The sequence below is a fragment of the Rhizobium sp. 10PS4 genome (assembly GCF_032464805.1).
Taxonomy (GTDB): Bacteria; Pseudomonadota; Alphaproteobacteria; order Rhizobiales; family Rhizobiaceae; genus Rhizobium; species Rhizobium laguerreae.
Genome location: NZ_JAWDIW010000011.1, coordinates 133,435 through 147,951 on the forward strand (window position 1 = coordinate 133,435; position 14,517 = coordinate 147,951).

Genomic DNA, 14,517 nt, shown 5'->3' on the forward strand with positions numbered 1-14,517 from the left:
GCACTCTGAATTATGCAGTAGCCATCTTCACGCGGGAGATATGGTCTGGAGAGACCGCTGCGTGACCCCATAGGTCCGGGTGATTTTCCTGAATTGCTGCTCACTCTCTGCACAAAATCTGCAATCCGGCGCGGCATTCTTCCGCCATGAGCAAGAACGACATCCCCCTCGCACCACACCGTCCGGCGTTGCCGGATCGCCTCCGCAATGACGGATGGTGGCTGACGGAGGCGAGCTGGCCTCGAGGGACCGCCTCCGAGGAGACCCCAGCAACCATGCTCATCGTGATCGAAAAACGGCATCTACGAGAGGAGCACCAATGGACACAACCGACACGCTGACAGAAGCAAAGCCCATCAGGCGTGGCAGTAGCCGGATTGCCACGCTGTCTGCGCTGGTGGCGCTGGCTGATTTTATGATCTTTGGTCAGATGTCCGGGATAAACCTTTTCCTGTTTGCGCTCGCCGTCTGCGTCGGCATTCTACTTTCGGCCGGGAAGATCCGAGCGCCGTCAATGGCTGCTCTCCTGTTTGGTTTCTCGGTTCTGGCGTCGGCACCTCTGCTGGAAGCGCCCTCATTAACCGGCATCGCCCTTTGCTTCAGCGCGCTGATAGCGGTTGCTCTCATCGTCGCCAGGCTTATGCCTCGCAGTCTGACCGGTCTGCCGCTGGTGTTTCTCCGTTTCACTCTTGTCATTCCCTTGCGGCTTGCCGACGATATTAGGAAATATCTTAAGACGCCGGCCAGACGTTTCTCCTTCACCGTCGTTTGGCAGGGCGTCGGCCTCTGGATCATGCCGCTCGCTCTCGCCGCAGTCTTCGTGTTCCTCTTTGCGGCTGCAAACCCGCTGATCGAGATCGCGCTGCGCAGCATCCGCTTTGCCGTTCTGTTGCAGTTTCTCGACCTTTGGCGGATCGGCTTCTGGATGATGATCGCTACTGTGGTCTGGGCGATGTTGCGGCCGCGCCTGAAGCGGCGCGCTGCGAGGTCGCAAGCCAGCAGGGCGTTCGTCATCGTGCCGACCAGAAATGCACCGTTCGGCCAGGCCTCCCTGCTGCGGTCGCTGTTCCTCTTCAACGCGCTCTTTGCCGTGCAGACACTTCTCGATCTCGTCTATCTCTGGGGCGGCGCAGACCTGCCCGATCACATGAGTCACGCAGAATATGCTCATCGCGGCGCCTATCCGCTGATTGCGACGGCGCTTCTGGCCGCCGGTTTCGTTCTCCTCGCCATGCGTCGCGGCGGGCCTGGCGATCAAAGTTCGCTGATCCGCGGCCTCGTCCATGCCTGGATAGGCCAGAACGTCCTTCTCTGCCTGTCCTCGATTCTGCGGCTTGGACTTTACGTCGAGGCCTATTCGCTGACGGAGCTGCGCGTCGCCGCCGGCCTCTGGATGGGCATCGTCGCTGTCGGCCTCGTCTTGATCCTGCTGCGCATTCTGCTCGACCGATCCAACGAGTGGCTGATCGCCACGAACCTCGCTTCGCTGATTGCGGTGCTCTATATCAGCGCCTTCATCGACTTCCCTGATGTCATCGCCCGCTTCAATGTCGTCCACAGTCAGGAAATCAGCCAGGAAGGCCCGCCGCTCGACCTTGATTATCTCTCCTCGCTCGGTCCTTCCGTCATTCCGGCGCTCGATCTCTACCTCCTCAAGCTGCCGGATCACCTGATCGAGCAGAGGAGCCAAGCTGCGACTGTTCGGCATTATCTCGCCAGGAATTTTGAGATGCGCCGGCGGGACTGGCGGAACTGGACCTTCCGGGCGGCGCGGTTGGGGAGTTATCTTCTGGCTCCCATTGCAAGATAGAACGAGAACGATAACAACAGGCACGACAAACCAATGCAGGACTGGTGATGGCGCCCCGCATTCTCATCGTTGATGACGAACCTCATATCCGCGACGTGATCTGCTTCGCCCTTGAGCGCGCCGGCCTGGCATCGATGGCCGCCCGCAACGGCACCGAGGCGATGGCGGCCTTCCGCCGCGGCAACATCGATCTCATCATCCTCGATATCGGCATGCCCGACATGGACGGCCTGGAGGTCTGTCGCCATATCCGCAAGACGTCGGCATTGCCGATCCTGTTTCTTTCGGCGCGCGACGAGGAGATCGACAGGGTGCTCGGTCTCGAAATCGGCGGGGACGATTATGTCACCAAGCCGTTCAGTCCGCGCGAACTCGTGGCTAGGGTCAAGGCGATTTTGAAGCGCAGCAGCAATGAAGTGGGGGCTGACAGACGCCACGCCACCCTTGTCGCCGGTGAACTCAGCCTGGATCGGCGTGGCAGGACGGTCATGTTTGGAGAGAGCACCATCGCAATGACAGCGCTCGAATTCGCAATCCTGGATGCATTATTGTCACGCCCCGATATGGTCTTCAGCCGCGAACAGTTGATGGAGGCGGCCTATGGCGCCGGAACCTATGTCGCTGACCGGACGATCGACAGCCATATCCGCAACATCAGGGCCAAGTTCCTGGCGGTCGGCGGTTCCGCGATCATTGCAACCGTTCACGGCATCGGTTTCAAGCTCGCCGCCGACATCGGGAGGAAGGCCTGATGTCGGCACCGAAAGTCAGGACGAAGTGGCGGCCGACGCTGGCGCTGATCGTCTATGTCGTGCTTCTCGCGGTCATGGCGCTGCCGATCCTGATCGTCATCTGGTTTTGTGCCGTGGAGGCGAGTTCGAACCGGATGGCACCGGCGGAGATCGGCGCCCTCGTCGTCGCCTTCATCCTGACGCTCGGTGTTGCCTATGTGCTGACCCGCACCATCACCGGGCCTATCGACGCTTTGATCGCCCGGACGGAAGAGATCGCCCGAGGCGGCAAGGGAGCGATCCGGCCGCTGGAAAGCTATGGAACGCGCGAGATCGCCGTCCTGTCGCAAAGCTTCCTCGATCTCGCCGGAAAACTGGTCGATCGCACCGAATATGTTCGCTCCTTTGCTGCCCATGTCTCCCACGAACTGAAATCGCCGCTGACGGCCATCCGCGGTGCGGCAGAGCTTTTGCGCGATGACGATGCCGAAAGGCCGATGACGAAGGCGCAGCGTTTGCAGTTTCTCGACAACATCGTCGCCGATGCCGTCCGGCTCGATGCATTGTTGCAGCGGCTGAGGGAACTTGCGCAGGCGGAAACGCCCGTGGCCGAGGGCAGAAGCAGCGTCACGGACATCATATCCTCACTGCGCGGGCGATTTCCCGCTCTCAATATTTCCGGCACAGGCGATACGGAAATATCGGTTGCTCTTCCCCAGGAAGCAGCCGGCATCGTCTTTGCCAACCTCGCCGAAAACGCTCTTCAGCACGGCGCCACGCTGTTGGAACTCAGAGTATCGGCCGACGGCCGAACAGCCGTCATTCTTATCCGCGACGACGGCAGCGGTATCTGCGAGGCCAATCGCCAACGCATCTTTCAGCCGTTCTTCTCAACCCGCCGCGAACAGGGCGGTACCGGCATGGGCCTCAGTATCGTCCACGCCATGCTGAGTTCCCACGGCGGTACGATCCGCCTGGTGAAGACGACCAGCGCCGGCACCGAGTTCGAAATCACCATCCCCGGACCGAGCTGACGTTCCAGAGACTGATCGGAACATTGCTCGGAAAGGCGTCCCCTGAGCAAGGTGATGTCGCCAAGCCAGTGGATCAGTTTCCAGGCTCTATCGTCGTCAATGCAGCCTGCGCGATGACATCTGCAATGCGTTTGGACAGCGCCGGGTCTGAAGCAGCGCGGGCGAGGGTCACACCACCACTGAGCATGGCGAGCAGCAAGATCGCCTGATCTTCCCGGCGCCTTTTGGATTGACCCGGTATCTCACCCTCCGGCAAGCCGACCGCAACTTCCTCGATGAGACGTTTGAGTTCTGCCGTATAGGCGCTTCGTGTTTCATCGTCTGCGCGCATGACGTCGGGGGAAAGGCTCGGCAGAGCGCAGCTCTCGGCCAGGTCGCAGGTTCTTTTATAGCCGAGATAGTAGCCGACGAATGTCGTCAGCCAGTCTTTCGGGTGATTGGCCTTTAGCGCCGCAATTCCTTGCCGCAGATCTTCGAGGCCCGTCAGCACGGCGGTGCGAAAGGCTTCGCCCTTGGACTTGAAATGTCCGTAGAAGGCACCGTTGGTCACGCCTGCCGCCTTGGTCAATGCATCGATGCCCGCACCGCCATAGCCTTCCTTTCTGAAAACCTGTCCAGCCGCGGCAATGACGCGCGTTCGGGTCTCCTGCTTATGTTCGGCACTGTATCGCATGCATGTCCCTTTTGAGAGTGATCACTCTTTATTTCTTGCTAGGAGAGTGATCGATGTGTATGCATAAAGAGTGATCGGTATATATCAAAAACGGTCACGGTTCAAACAAGGAGACATGCGATGCCCATCACGCTCACCGTACCCGAAGGCCTGCTTTCGCAGCGGGCTCAGGCCCAAGCCTTTGCCGGATTGACAGACGCGTTGCTCGATGCCGCCGGCTTGACCGGTAATGACTTCATGACAGCCAATATTATCGGCACGATCAACGTGCTGCCGCGGGAACATGTACTTGCGGCGGGAGAGCCGATCGCTGCAGCCTTCGTTGAGCTCAAGCTGCCCGAGATAGCGCTGGTGAGCGCTGAAGCAAAACAGTCTTTCTTCGAAAAAGCGGCCGATGTCATCGAACAGGCCGCCGAAGGCCGGCTCAAGCGCGAGCATATATGGTCGAACATCGTCTACGCGCCTGAAGGGGCCTGGGGTATCGCCGGCCGCAGCTATAACAATGCCGATCTCGTCGGCGCCATCCAGGGTGCGGTTGCCGCCTCGTAACGATCGCGGCGTACGCTCGGAAATCTCAGACTTGATGCAATGCCGGGCCGGCGATACCAGGGCGTCGCGGTCCGGCGCCTTGACGGAGCCAGACCATGCAGCTTGCCAACTATCTGTTCTTTTCCACCGGTTGCAAAGAGGCGCTCGCCTTCTATGCCGAATGCGGGCTTGGCCGGATCACGCAATTGGAGCGCCACGGCGCAGACGGGATGCCCGTTGCCAGCGAAGCCATGCGGGGCAAGGTGATGCACGCTCGTTTCGAAGGACCTGGTATTCTGTTCTTCGCCTCGGACAATCACGATGCCGAGCCGATGCGAGGTTCCGCCCATATGCTGATCATGGACGACCGAGGCAGTACCGCCAGCCTCTTCGCACGGCTGGCCGAGGGGGGCAAGATTACGACACCACTCGCCGTCCAGCCATGGGGAAGCTATTATGGTAAGCTCACTGATCGCTTTGGAGTCCAGTGGATGCTTGATTGCCTGGCGTGAGCATGTGCTGTCCATATGACGGCAGGAGATATAAACTCGCCACCGACCAAGCTATTGCGTGCCACCCCTCCCAACTCGAATGTTCGCGTCTCACCGCGTCGTATAACCGCCGTCGATAACCAGCACTTCGCCGGTGACATAACTTGCCGCCGCCGAGCAGAGGAACAATGCGGCACCCGCCACCTCCTCCGGCTGCCCGACGCGTCCCATCGGGGTCATGCTGCGCCAGGTCGGGAACCAGTCGGGATTGTCGATGCCGCCGCGCGACAGATCGGTCTCGATGTAGCCGGGGGCGATGGCGTTGACGCGGATATTCTCGGCGGCCACCTCGCTGGCGAGGCTTTTCGTCATCATGTGGACCGCCGCCTTGGAGGTATTATAGGCGACCTGGTTCTGGGGAATGTTGGACACGATGCCCGATATCGAGCCGATATTGAGGATGGCGCCGCCGCCTTGGCGCCGCATCGGTGCTAATGCGGCGCGGCAGGCGCGAAAGACGGCGTCGACATTGACCGTCATGATCTCGCGCCAGATGGTATCGGGAAATTCGCCGCTGTCGCCGTGAATGGCGATGCCGGCATTGTTGACGAGGATGTCGAGCCGCCCCGCCCGCGAAAGAGTCTCAGCGACGAGTTCGTCGGCAGCGCTTTCCTTCGTCAGGTTGACGGCGATGAAATCGCAATCGACGCCGGCCTTGGAGAGCTGGTCTTCCGCGGCCGGATTGCGGGTTCTGCCCGTGATGATGACTTTGGCACCCGCCTCGCCGAGCGCCTCGGCGATCGCAAGCCCGATGCCGCGCGTGCCGCCGGTCACCAGCGCCACCTGTCCGTTCAGGCGAAATCTGTCGAAGATCATGGCCGTTTCCTCTCTTGAGTGGGTTCGCGAGTGTAGAAGGCGGATGCACTTTCGTCAGATGTCGGCGCTCTGCGGCAGGATGACGAGATCGCGGATGGTGATGTTGCGTGGGCGTGTTAGCATGAAGAGCACGGCTTCGGCCACTTCGTTCGCCTCCATCAGGCCGCCTGCTGCGAGCGCCTCGTCCAACTTCTCCTGCGGCCAATCGCTGAGGAGGGCCGTGACCACGGGGCCTGGAGCGACGGCGCCCACGCGCAAGCCATGCTTGGCCACCTGCCGCCTCAGCGTATGGACGAATGCCTGGACGGCATGTTTCGAGGCCGTGTAGATCGGTTCCCAGACGACGGGGACCATGCCGGCGACGGAACTCGTCAGGATGATATCCCCGGTCTTGCGCTCGACCATATGCGGCAGAACGGCATGCACCGAGCGGAAGGCGGCGTTGATGTTCAGATTGAGCATCCGGTCCCAGGCATCCGGGTCGCCGCCCAGCACCTCGCCGCCGATATAGGAGCCGGCATTGGCGTGGAAGATGTCCAACTGGCCGGCTTTTTCCAAAATCTCAGGCATCATCCGTTCGACGCTTTTCGGATCGGTGAGATCGATGACCAAGGGAATGGCGTTGGCGTCGAGTTTCGAGCAGATTTCCTTCAAGGCGTCTTCATTTCGGTCGACCAGCACGACCCGAGCGCCCGCGGCAAGCATGGCCTTGGCGCATTCAAGGCCGATACCCGACGCCGCTCCGGTGACGGCCGCGACTTTTCCAGACAGATCCTGTCCCATTTTCTTCCTCTGCTTTCTGGTTGCTTTAGGCTCGGCCGTGCGAAATTCGCGATCGGCGTGCCAACGAGTCGACGATGACGGCGACGGCAAGGACAGCGCCGGTGATCATGTATCGAAGCGATGACGACAGATCGAGAAGCGTCAGCCCGCTGGCGATCGACTGGATGACGATGATGCCGAGAAGGGCTGAATAGGCGCTGCCGCGCCCGCCGAACAGGCTCGTGCCGCCGATGACTGCTGCGGCGATGGCGTTGAGATTGACGTCGCCCGTTCCGGCCTGCTGACTTGCCGTCGCCAGCCGCGCGGCGGAGAGAACGCCGCCGGTGGCAGCAAGCAGGGCGCACATGACGAAGGCGCTCGTATAGATGCGCGAGACGTTGATGCCGGAACGACGGGCAGCCTCCCTGTTGCCGCCGACGGCATGCATCGAGCGTCCCCATTTCGTGCGCGTCAGCGCATAGTTCATCGCGGCGACGAGCCCGACGAAAAGACCGAACATCCAGGGAATGCCGCGCGACTGGTTGAGATAGAATGCGACTGCTTCCAGGGCGACGGTGATGATGATAGCGCGGACAAGCAGCCCGCCGGCCGATTTCGCCGACAGGCCGGCCGCCCGCCGGCGCGCCGAGGTGCGGTAGCTGGAGAAGAAGAAGGCAATGCCGGCAAGGGCCACCAGCAGATAGGCGACCGGGTCCGGCATGACCATGATCTGGCCGAAACTCACGAGCCAGGAACCATAGGGAAGATTGATCGAACCGGTCGCTCCGAGGATATAGAGCTGCAGGCCGAGAACCGCGAGCAGCCCCGACAGCGTCGACACGAAGCTCGGCATGCCGAAGCGGTTGAAGAGAAACGCGTAGAGCGAGCCGATCAGGGCGCCGACAATCATGGCGGCGAGGATCGCCAGAACCACAGGCCAGCCCTGGTTGACCCAGAAGACGCCGACCAGTGCCGAGGCGAAGCCGCTGACGGAGCCGACGGACAGATCGATCTCACCCACCATCAGGATGCAGACGATACCCAGCGAGATGACGCCGACGGTCGAGCAGTCGAACAGCATGTTGACGAGGTTGCTGCTCGAGAGAAACACCGGATTGAGCGCCTGGAACACCGTCCAGATGATCGCCAGGCCGACAATGACCGGCAGCGAACCGAGATCGCCGGAGCGGATGCGATCTCCAAAGGTGCGGATCGAGCCGGCAAGGCTATCGTCGTGGTGCACTCTTTCGTCACGCCGGTCGAGGAGCGCAGGTGCTGCCGGTTCATTCTGGATGGTCTTCATCATGGCCTGCCCTCCTCGTTTTGTTGGCTTTGCGCCTTGCGGCGCATCGCGCGGCGGGAGACGGAATTGTTGGATGCACCGGTGATGGCGCTGACGAGCTGTTCGTTGGATGCGTCGGGCGGCATGGTGCCGTTGTTGCGTCCGAGCCGAAGGACGACAATACGGTCGGCGACGGCGCGAACGTCCTCCATATTGTGGCTGATCATGATGACGGCGAGGCCGCGTTCCCGCACGCGCTCGATGAGGTCAAGCACTTCAGCGGTCTGGGCGACGCCGAGCGCTGCTGTGGGTTCGTCGAGCATGATCAGTTTCGGCTGGAGCAGCAGCGATCGGGCGATTGCTACCGTCTGGCGCTGTCCGCCGGAGAGCGAGGCGACGGGTTCGCGCACGCTCGGAAGGCGGGCCGAAAGCTCGTTCAAGAGCTTCCAGGCAGCGATCTCCATCTTGACTTCATCGAGCTGATAGGGGCTGAGCTCCTTGCCGAGAAAGATATTGGCGACGACGTCCAGATTTTCGCAAAGCGCCAAATCCTGGAAGACGGTTGCGATGCCGAGGTCGAGAGCGGCGCTCGGGCTCGACAAGTTGACCGGTTTGTCTTCGAAGAAGATCGTGCCCGAGCTTGGCTGGTGCACGCCGGCCAGGATCTTGACAAGCGTCGATTTGCCGGCGCCGTTGTCGCCCACCAGTGCCACGACCTCGCCGGCATACACATCGAGTTCGATATCGGCGAGCGCCGACACTGCTCCGAAGTTCTTCGATATTCCACGCAGACTGAGGACAGGCTGACGGGAAGGGTCAGGAGTATGAGAGTTTTCAGACATCGCCTGGCCTTTCGAAAAAGCGAAAATCGGAAGCGCGACCGGTGGCCGGCCGCGCTTTCCCTTGACTCGATTACTTGGTGATGCCGAGTTTCTTGCAGCCGTCGGCATAGCGGCCGGTGCACAGCTCCTCGGCGGTGTTGATCTTCTTGTCGATGATCTCGGCCTTGAGGTTTTCGGCGGTAACGACAGCCGGTACGAAGAGCTGTGCGGGCGTGTCGTAGAGCGTCATTTCGGCCTTGATCGTTTCTCCGGCCAAGAGCTTCACGGCGACGTTGGCAGCGGCAGCGGCGACGATTTCACTCGGCTTGGAAATCGTATTGTACTGATCCCCTGCTATGATCAGCTGCAGCGCAGCGATCGTCGCATCATTACCGGTGACCGGCGGCACCGGATCCATACCCGCCGCCTTGAAAGCTGCGATGGCGCCGCCGCCGGTGCCGTCATTGGCAGCGACCACGCCGACGATCTGTTTGCCGAAGCGGGTGATCTGCCCGCCCGCCCATTGCTGGGCGTTCGCGGGCTGCCAGTTGGGCGTGTCGAATTCGGCAAGCGTCTTGTATCCGCCGCTCGCCAGACCCTCGTGAATGCCGTCCTTGATCAGCCCGGCAGCCGCATCGGTCGGTGAACCGTTGATCTGCAGAATGCCGCCGCCTTCGGTCGGCACCTTCTGTGCCTTCAGATGCTGGACGAGCGATTCCGCGATCGCCTTGCCGATCGCCTTGTTGTCGAAGGAGACGTAGAAATCGGCCTTCCCCTTCGGGATCGGACGGTCATAGGCAATGACCTTGACGCCCTGGCTCTGTGCGAGCTGGACGAGCGATGCGGCGGCCGCCGAATCCACCGGGTCCAGCACGATGACCTTGGCGCCTTGCGTGATCGCCGAATTGAACTGTTGCTGCTGTTTTGCGATATCGGCATCGGCGTTCTGATAGAGAACCTTGCACGACGCGCAAAGTTTCTTCATTTCCGCGACAAAGCCCGGGTGGTCGTGCTCCTCGTAGCGGGTCGAGCCCTGGTCGGGCATGAGGAATGCCACTGTCGCATCCGAAACGGCCGTTTGCGCAAAGGCGGAAGTACCGCCCAGCAAGGACAGGACAAATACCGCGGCGCCTGCCGCCTGTGTTGAGAATTTCATCATTTCCATCTCCTCCCATTGAAAAAATTGTGTAGTGATCGCACTGTTCTGTTGTGGCCGTTCGGCTGAAGGAACGGTCGCGCCTGTCCCGGCGGTTTGACGTTTTTGAGGACAGGCATCTCGGATCACGAGCCGCTCATCGCGTGCTCGCGTTCAAGTCAGTGTCAGTTTTCGTTCCTCCTCCTCGTCCTCCTCTTCCCTTGGACGTGCTCGTTCGGCTCCTCTAGGCCGCCTTTGCCACGTTGATATTGTCACCCAACAACCGTCGGAAACGGGAAGGCGTCATGCCTTTTTCCGCGAGAAACTGCCGGTTGAAGTTAGAAAGATTGTTGAAGCCGACCTCGAAGCAGATATCGGTGATCGATGCGTGGTCATCGCTCATCAGGATCTGGCAGGCGAGGTTGATGCGCAGGCGTTTCACATACTGTACCAGCGACATGCCGGTATGGCGGCGGAAGCCGCGCGAAAAGGCGCCTGTCGATTGTCCAGCAATCGCCGCGAGATCGGCTTCGTCGAAGGATTTGGTCAGGTGTTCCCTGATATAGGCGAGCGCTTTGTTGATGCCGGCCGACATGTAACCGGAAGGATCGGGCAGATAGCTCGGGCTGGCGAGAAGCTGCGCATCCTGTGCGCGGCTGAGCAGGCCGACGATTATCATGAAAAGCTCGATACGGCGCACACCCTGCGCCTGCTGCACCTCGTTCATCAAAGGTGCGACCTGCCGGCTGGTCTCGGCGCCGAAAAGCACGCCGCGGCGGGAGGCTTCGAGAACAGGTTCGAAGGGGCCGAGTTCGGCCAGCACCTTCATCGTGTCGATGATGAAATTCTCGCTGAACTGGATGAGCTGGCATCGAAGCGGGATGCTCGATCCCGTCGGGACATCGCTGATCCAGTTATGTGGAAGATTAGGCCCGGCAAGCACAAGATTACCAGGCTCGAACTCGCCGATGAAGTCGCCGACGAAATACCGTCCTGTTGTCGCCACGACGAGATGAAGTTCGTATTCCGGGTGAAAATGCCAACGAACCGTATGGTAGGGATAGCCATGCGCCTTCGTTGCGAAAGATTCGCCCGGGCGGATCTGAATGACTTCCAAGTCAGGTTCCATTGTTTCCTCCTCCGAGGACGGTTCCAAGCCGCCTGCCAAATTCCCTTTTTGGCTTTATTGTTAAGGGGAGTGTAGTGGGCTCGTGTCACGCCCGCCACCACGATTCCCGGCTAAAACCGATACTTTTTTGACAATCGGCGCTGCGCAACCGGTGTAAGGACGGCAGTAATCCCACTTTGCACATCGTCCAAGGGCCGGCCTCAGGCGGCCAAGGCTGCAATGACGTTTCTGACCAGCGCAGAAGAAGACAGCCGGCTCGTGGCGCAGCTCGGGGCGCCGATCGCACCGACACGCACGGAAACGCCGCCGCGGGCATTGGCGATCGCAAACATCGACTCGTCGGTCAGATCATCGCCGATGGTAATCGGGGAGCGGTTCTTGAACGGGTCGGACTGGAAAAACCGCTCCAGCGCATCGCCCTTGCTCGACCGTGCCGGACGCAGCTCGAACACCATCTTGCCAAGCTGCAATGCCCAGTTCGGCCCGGCGATCTCCGCATAGTGGCGCATGCGCTCATCGAGCACCTTTTCATATTCGGGCGCCAGCCGGTAGTGGGCGGCAACGGCCGCGCCCTTGTCCTCGATCAAGACGCCGGGGTAGTGCTCGGCTTCTGCGGTCAGCGCATGCTTCAGCGCCTGAAATTCAGGTGTCGCCTCGATCGTCTGCATTCCAGCTGCGTTCCTGATTTCTGCGCCGTGCAGGCCCGCTGTCGGAAATGCAAAGGGCTTGAACAGCGCGTCTGCATAAGCAAGCGACCGTCCGGTGACCAGCGCCAAGGCGCCGCCGAGCTTGTTCGACAGGCGATGAAGTTGTCCGGGAAGCGCCTCCGGGACCTCGATCGCATCCGGTGTGGGCGCAAGATTGAGCAGCGTCCCGTCAATATCGAGAAACATTGCCCAGCGGTCCGGCTCCTCCAAGACCATTGAAAGCATTTCCTGGGTAGCGGCATCGTCCTGCACGGCATTCTCCAAACTCTGCAATCATTGAAGCTAGGTCGCCAGTCGGCGAGGGCAAGGTGACTTTTCAGACTCCGGAACATCCAGAGCTAGTCCGCGTTGTATCTCGCCGCCTGTTCGAGACCTCGCGCGGCAGAAGGTACATTGATGCCCAAAGGCAGTTCCGAGCCCCGTGATGAGATCCATGCACCATTGGCACATGGCGCCATAGTTCTGCCGTTGGTGACCATCGATGATTATAACAATGAACTGCGTGACAAGAACGGCTTCGTTGGCGACAACGCCAATAAGAAGACGTTCCAGCAGAAGCTCGACGATTGGCGAAAACGCATCCGCAAGTTTGGGGACGATCCGATCGGCAAGACCGCGACGACAAAGCTTTCCAAGAAAAAGATCGAGGCCCTCTTGACGGGCGACGACATGGAGGCTGCCGCTCTGGTCATGGGAGCGGTGGAGGACTTTGCCCAGGACTTTGCCGAGGTGATCGGAAAGTTCCTCAAGGACGAGCGCTGGTCCAAGACCGAGCGCATTGTCGTTGGCGGAGGCTTCAGGCGAAGTCGCTTCGGAGAACTGGCGATCGCCAGGACCATGGTTCTTCTCAAGGCGGCCGGCCTCAATATCGAGGTTGTGCCGATCGTCCATCATCCCGACGAGGCGGGGCTGATCGGCTCAGTCCATCTCATGCCGGGGTGGATGTTCAAGGGTTATGAGGCCATCCTTGCCGTCGATATTGGCGGCACGAACGTGCGCGCCGGCGTCGTCGAGTTCGGAAAGGAAAAGACACCGCACTTTGCGGATGCGAGTGTCTGGGAATCGGCGATCTGGCGCCATGCCGATGACGAGCCAAGCCGCAGCGGAACGGTAGAGAGGCTGGCGGCGATGTTGCAGGACCTGATCGACAAGGCCGAAAAGGCCAATCTGAAACTTGCTCCCATTATTGGGATCGCCTGTCCGGGCATCATCAAGGCCGATGGCTCGATCGAACGCGGTGGACAAAACCTGCCGGGCGGAAATTGGGAAAGTGACAGCTTCAACCTTCCCGCCGCACTGATCAAGGCCATTCCCGAGATCGGCGACCACAGCACATTCGTAATGATGCACAACGATGCCGTCGTGCAGGGATTGTCGCAGATCCCTTTTATGAACGACGTGTCGAGATGGGCGGTGCTGACCATCGGCACCGGGTTGGGCAATGCGCATTTTACGAATCGCGAGGGAACGAAGGCGCGATAGTGGAATGCCTGCCTCGCGCAACTCTGCACGCAATGAACGCCGGATCGACCGGGCCGTGGGAGCACTATGGTAAATAGCAGGTAAACAAGAAGGAATTCCGCAGACGGAAGCGAACTTGCCAATAAGTTCCGCTAGGGAAGATAGCCGCTTTGCCGAACAGGAGTGAGATCAGGCTATCGGCAAACGTCTGCGATACCAACGCATGATCCCGACTAGCAGTATCGATCATACCCGCCGCGACCTGATTCGCCTAGCATGCGCTGTTGTGATCTTCGCGGAGGATGACGCCCGCGGGATGTCGGAAACCTATTCGCGCACAACTGCCAGCACCTGATCGGACTGGTGTCATCGGCCTGGCCTGGCGATCGATCGGATCTGCGGACAAACGATCCCCACCTTTCAACGCCCCCTGCTCTCGGTATTCTGCCGATCTAGACCCCGGCCACACCTCCCCTTCCCCGATATCACTCAGCGACAGCGCTCCCTGAAGTGAGGCCCACACCGGAATCTCGGAATTCCGGCGATGCCTCGTGATCGGAGAAAGCGCCGGTTCGCCGGTGCGCCGGCGAAGATTCAGTCTCGCATGACAGATCTCTGCGCGCCGAAGCGATCCGAGACGGCGAGCCTCGCTGCCGAAGGCCGCATTTCCGAGCGGCGCTTGAAGATGGAAGTCTCCCCTCCCCTTTCCAGCGCGGCATCGGAAAAGATGGTGATAACGCCGGTGGGCGGTTCTCGGCAGGTTCAAATTGCGCTTATCTCCACAACTTCACGCAATCGATGCGCAGACGAAAGATGGATCATGAACTTCAAGGGAATAAGCGCTCCGCTCAATGCCGGCCGTCTCGAACAAATGCTGAGCCTTGTTCAGCCACGCCGCGTCGCCGAAACCCAAGACGCAAATGACAAGGCCTCCGGCAGCGAATCCGTCCGCGGACTGGAGGTCGAAAGCCTGTGCCGCTCGCCTGCCTATAAATGAGAAACGGATTGCCTGATCAGGCATGCCTAAGCGGTGGATGTTGTCTTCCAGTGCGTCGGTAATGGCGTTCTGCCGTGTTG

15 protein-coding genes are annotated in these 14,517 nt (G+C 60.4%); 7 read left to right on the plus strand and 8 right to left on the minus strand.

Annotation, left to right across the window (positions count from 1 at the left end):
* The first annotated feature begins 319 nt into the window (after positions 1–319).
* Genes RWJ89_RS21505 through RWJ89_RS21515 form a run of 3 tightly spaced genes read left to right on the plus strand, consistent with a single transcriptional unit; the run spans position 320 to position 3,575 of the window.
* A complete protein-coding gene (locus RWJ89_RS21505; RefSeq protein WP_222011102.1) occupies positions 320–1,810 on the plus strand; it encodes a DUF4153 domain-containing protein in 1,491 nt (496 codons plus the stop codon).
* Between the two features lie 47 nt (positions 1,811–1,857).
* On the plus strand, positions 1,858–2,562 hold the full coding sequence (locus RWJ89_RS21510) for a response regulator transcription factor (RefSeq protein WP_222011101.1): 705 nt from the start codon (positions 1,858–1,860) through the stop codon (positions 2,560–2,562).
* On the plus strand, positions 2,562–3,575 hold the full coding sequence (locus tag RWJ89_RS21515; protein ID WP_222062116.1) for a sensor histidine kinase: 1,014 nt from the start codon (positions 2,562–2,564) through the stop codon (positions 3,573–3,575). Before RWJ89_RS21510 ends, RWJ89_RS21515 begins: the two co-directional genes overlap by 1 nt.
* A gap of 73 nt (positions 3,576–3,648) precedes the next feature.
* Here the strand turns inward: RWJ89_RS21515 and RWJ89_RS21520 are convergent, their stop codons facing one another.
* Entirely contained in the window at positions 3,649–4,248 is a 600-nt protein-coding gene (locus RWJ89_RS21520) for a TetR/AcrR family transcriptional regulator (protein WP_222062114.1), read from the minus strand.
* Between the two features lie 120 nt (positions 4,249–4,368).
* On the opposite strand from RWJ89_RS21520, the gene RWJ89_RS21525 reads away from it, so the two are divergent.
* Positions 4,369–4,797 (plus strand): Tautomerase enzyme, encoded by a 429-nt coding sequence (locus RWJ89_RS21525; RefSeq protein WP_222062110.1) that lies wholly within the window; start codon positions 4,369–4,371, stop codon positions 4,795–4,797.
* Positions 4,798–4,892: 95 nt separating this feature from the next.
* The gene (locus tag RWJ89_RS21530) at positions 4,893–5,288 is read left to right on the plus strand and encodes a VOC family protein (RefSeq protein ID WP_222011098.1); all 396 of its coding nucleotides are present in this window, start codon (positions 4,893–4,895) and stop codon (positions 5,286–5,288) included.
* A 90-nt stretch (positions 5,289–5,378) separates the two neighbouring features.
* Here the strand turns inward: RWJ89_RS21530 and RWJ89_RS21535 are convergent, their stop codons facing one another.
* From RWJ89_RS21535 to otsB, 7 genes are all read right to left on the minus strand, one after another.
* Positions 5,379–6,143, minus strand: a complete 765-nt coding sequence (locus tag RWJ89_RS21535) for an SDR family NAD(P)-dependent oxidoreductase (RefSeq protein WP_077980898.1) — start codon at positions 6,141–6,143, stop codon at positions 5,379–5,381.
* Between the two features lie 54 nt (positions 6,144–6,197).
* Positions 6,198–6,926, minus strand: coding sequence for an SDR family oxidoreductase (locus RWJ89_RS21540; RefSeq protein WP_222011097.1), 729 nt, complete (start codon positions 6,924–6,926; stop codon positions 6,198–6,200).
* Positions 6,927–6,951: 25 nt separating this feature from the next.
* Positions 6,952–8,211, minus strand: a complete 1,260-nt coding sequence (locus RWJ89_RS21545) for a sugar ABC transporter permease (protein WP_222062108.1) — start codon at positions 8,209–8,211, stop codon at positions 6,952–6,954.
* Positions 8,208–9,029: an ATP-binding cassette domain-containing protein gene (locus RWJ89_RS21550; protein ID WP_131664881.1), complete on the minus strand. Its 822-nt coding sequence runs from the start codon at positions 9,027–9,029 to the stop codon at positions 8,208–8,210. The genes RWJ89_RS21545 and RWJ89_RS21550 overlap by 4 nt, the downstream gene beginning before the upstream one ends.
* A gap of 70 nt (positions 9,030–9,099) precedes the next feature.
* Positions 9,100–10,173, minus strand: a complete 1,074-nt coding sequence (locus RWJ89_RS21555) for an ABC transporter substrate-binding protein (protein ID WP_222011095.1) — start codon at positions 10,171–10,173, stop codon at positions 9,100–9,102.
* A gap of 214 nt (positions 10,174–10,387) precedes the next feature.
* On the minus strand, positions 10,388–11,272 hold the full coding sequence (locus RWJ89_RS21560; RefSeq protein ID WP_222011094.1) for an AraC family transcriptional regulator: 885 nt from the start codon (positions 11,270–11,272) through the stop codon (positions 10,388–10,390).
* A 200-nt stretch (positions 11,273–11,472) separates the two neighbouring features.
* Positions 11,473–12,252 carry a trehalose-phosphatase gene (gene otsB, locus RWJ89_RS21565; RefSeq protein ID WP_020047778.1) on the minus strand — a complete coding sequence of 260 codons (780 nt, stop codon included), beginning with the start codon at positions 12,250–12,252 and terminating at the stop codon, positions 11,473–11,475.
* Between the two features lie 123 nt (positions 12,253–12,375).
* On the opposite strand from otsB, the gene RWJ89_RS21570 reads away from it, so the two are divergent.
* The gene (locus RWJ89_RS21570; protein ID WP_131641972.1) at positions 12,376–13,461 is read left to right on the plus strand and encodes an ROK family protein; all 1,086 of its coding nucleotides are present in this window, start codon (positions 12,376–12,378) and stop codon (positions 13,459–13,461) included.
* A gap of 658 nt (positions 13,462–14,119) precedes the next feature.
* A complete protein-coding gene (locus RWJ89_RS21575; RefSeq protein ID WP_168343560.1) occupies positions 14,120–14,437 on the plus strand; it encodes a hypothetical protein in 318 nt (105 codons plus the stop codon).
* Positions 14,438–14,517 lie beyond the last annotated feature (80 nt).

Bases quoted from the DNA above. Each gene is read 5' to 3' on its own strand.
- RWJ89_RS21540 (WP_222011097.1), bottom strand. From the start codon at position 6,926: ATGGGACAGGATCTGTCTGGAAAAGTCGCGGCCGTCACCGGAGCGGCG.
- RWJ89_RS21555 (WP_222011095.1), bottom strand. From the start codon at position 10,173: ATGGAAATGATGAAATTCTCAACACAGGCGGCAGGCGCCGCGGTATTT.
- RWJ89_RS21510 (WP_222011101.1), top strand. From the start codon at position 1,858: ATGGCGCCCCGCATTCTCATCGTTGATGACGAACCTCATATCCGCGAC.
- RWJ89_RS21530 (WP_222011098.1), top strand. From the start codon at position 4,893: ATGCAGCTTGCCAACTATCTGTTCTTTTCCACCGGTTGCAAAGAGGCG.
- RWJ89_RS21545 (WP_222062108.1), bottom strand. From the start codon at position 8,211: ATGATGAAGACCATCCAGAATGAACCGGCAGCACCTGCGCTCCTCGAC.
- RWJ89_RS21570 (WP_131641972.1), top strand. From the start codon at position 12,376: ATGCCCAAAGGCAGTTCCGAGCCCCGTGATGAGATCCATGCACCATTG.
- RWJ89_RS21550 (WP_131664881.1), bottom strand. From the start codon at position 9,029: ATGTCTGAAAACTCTCATACTCCTGACCCTTCCCGTCAGCCTGTCCTC.
- RWJ89_RS21505 (WP_222011102.1), top strand. From the start codon at position 320: ATGGACACAACCGACACGCTGACAGAAGCAAAGCCCATCAGGCGTGGC.
- RWJ89_RS21515 (WP_222062116.1), top strand. From the start codon at position 2,562: ATGTCGGCACCGAAAGTCAGGACGAAGTGGCGGCCGACGCTGGCGCTG.
- RWJ89_RS21535 (WP_077980898.1), bottom strand. From the start codon at position 6,143: ATGATCTTCGACAGATTTCGCCTGAACGGACAGGTGGCGCTGGTGACC.
- RWJ89_RS21560 (WP_222011094.1), bottom strand. From the start codon at position 11,272: ATGGAACCTGACTTGGAAGTCATTCAGATCCGCCCGGGCGAATCTTTC.
- RWJ89_RS21525 (WP_222062110.1), top strand. From the start codon at position 4,369: ATGCCCATCACGCTCACCGTACCCGAAGGCCTGCTTTCGCAGCGGGCT.
- RWJ89_RS21520 (WP_222062114.1), bottom strand. From the start codon at position 4,248: ATGCGATACAGTGCCGAACATAAGCAGGAGACCCGAACGCGCGTCATT.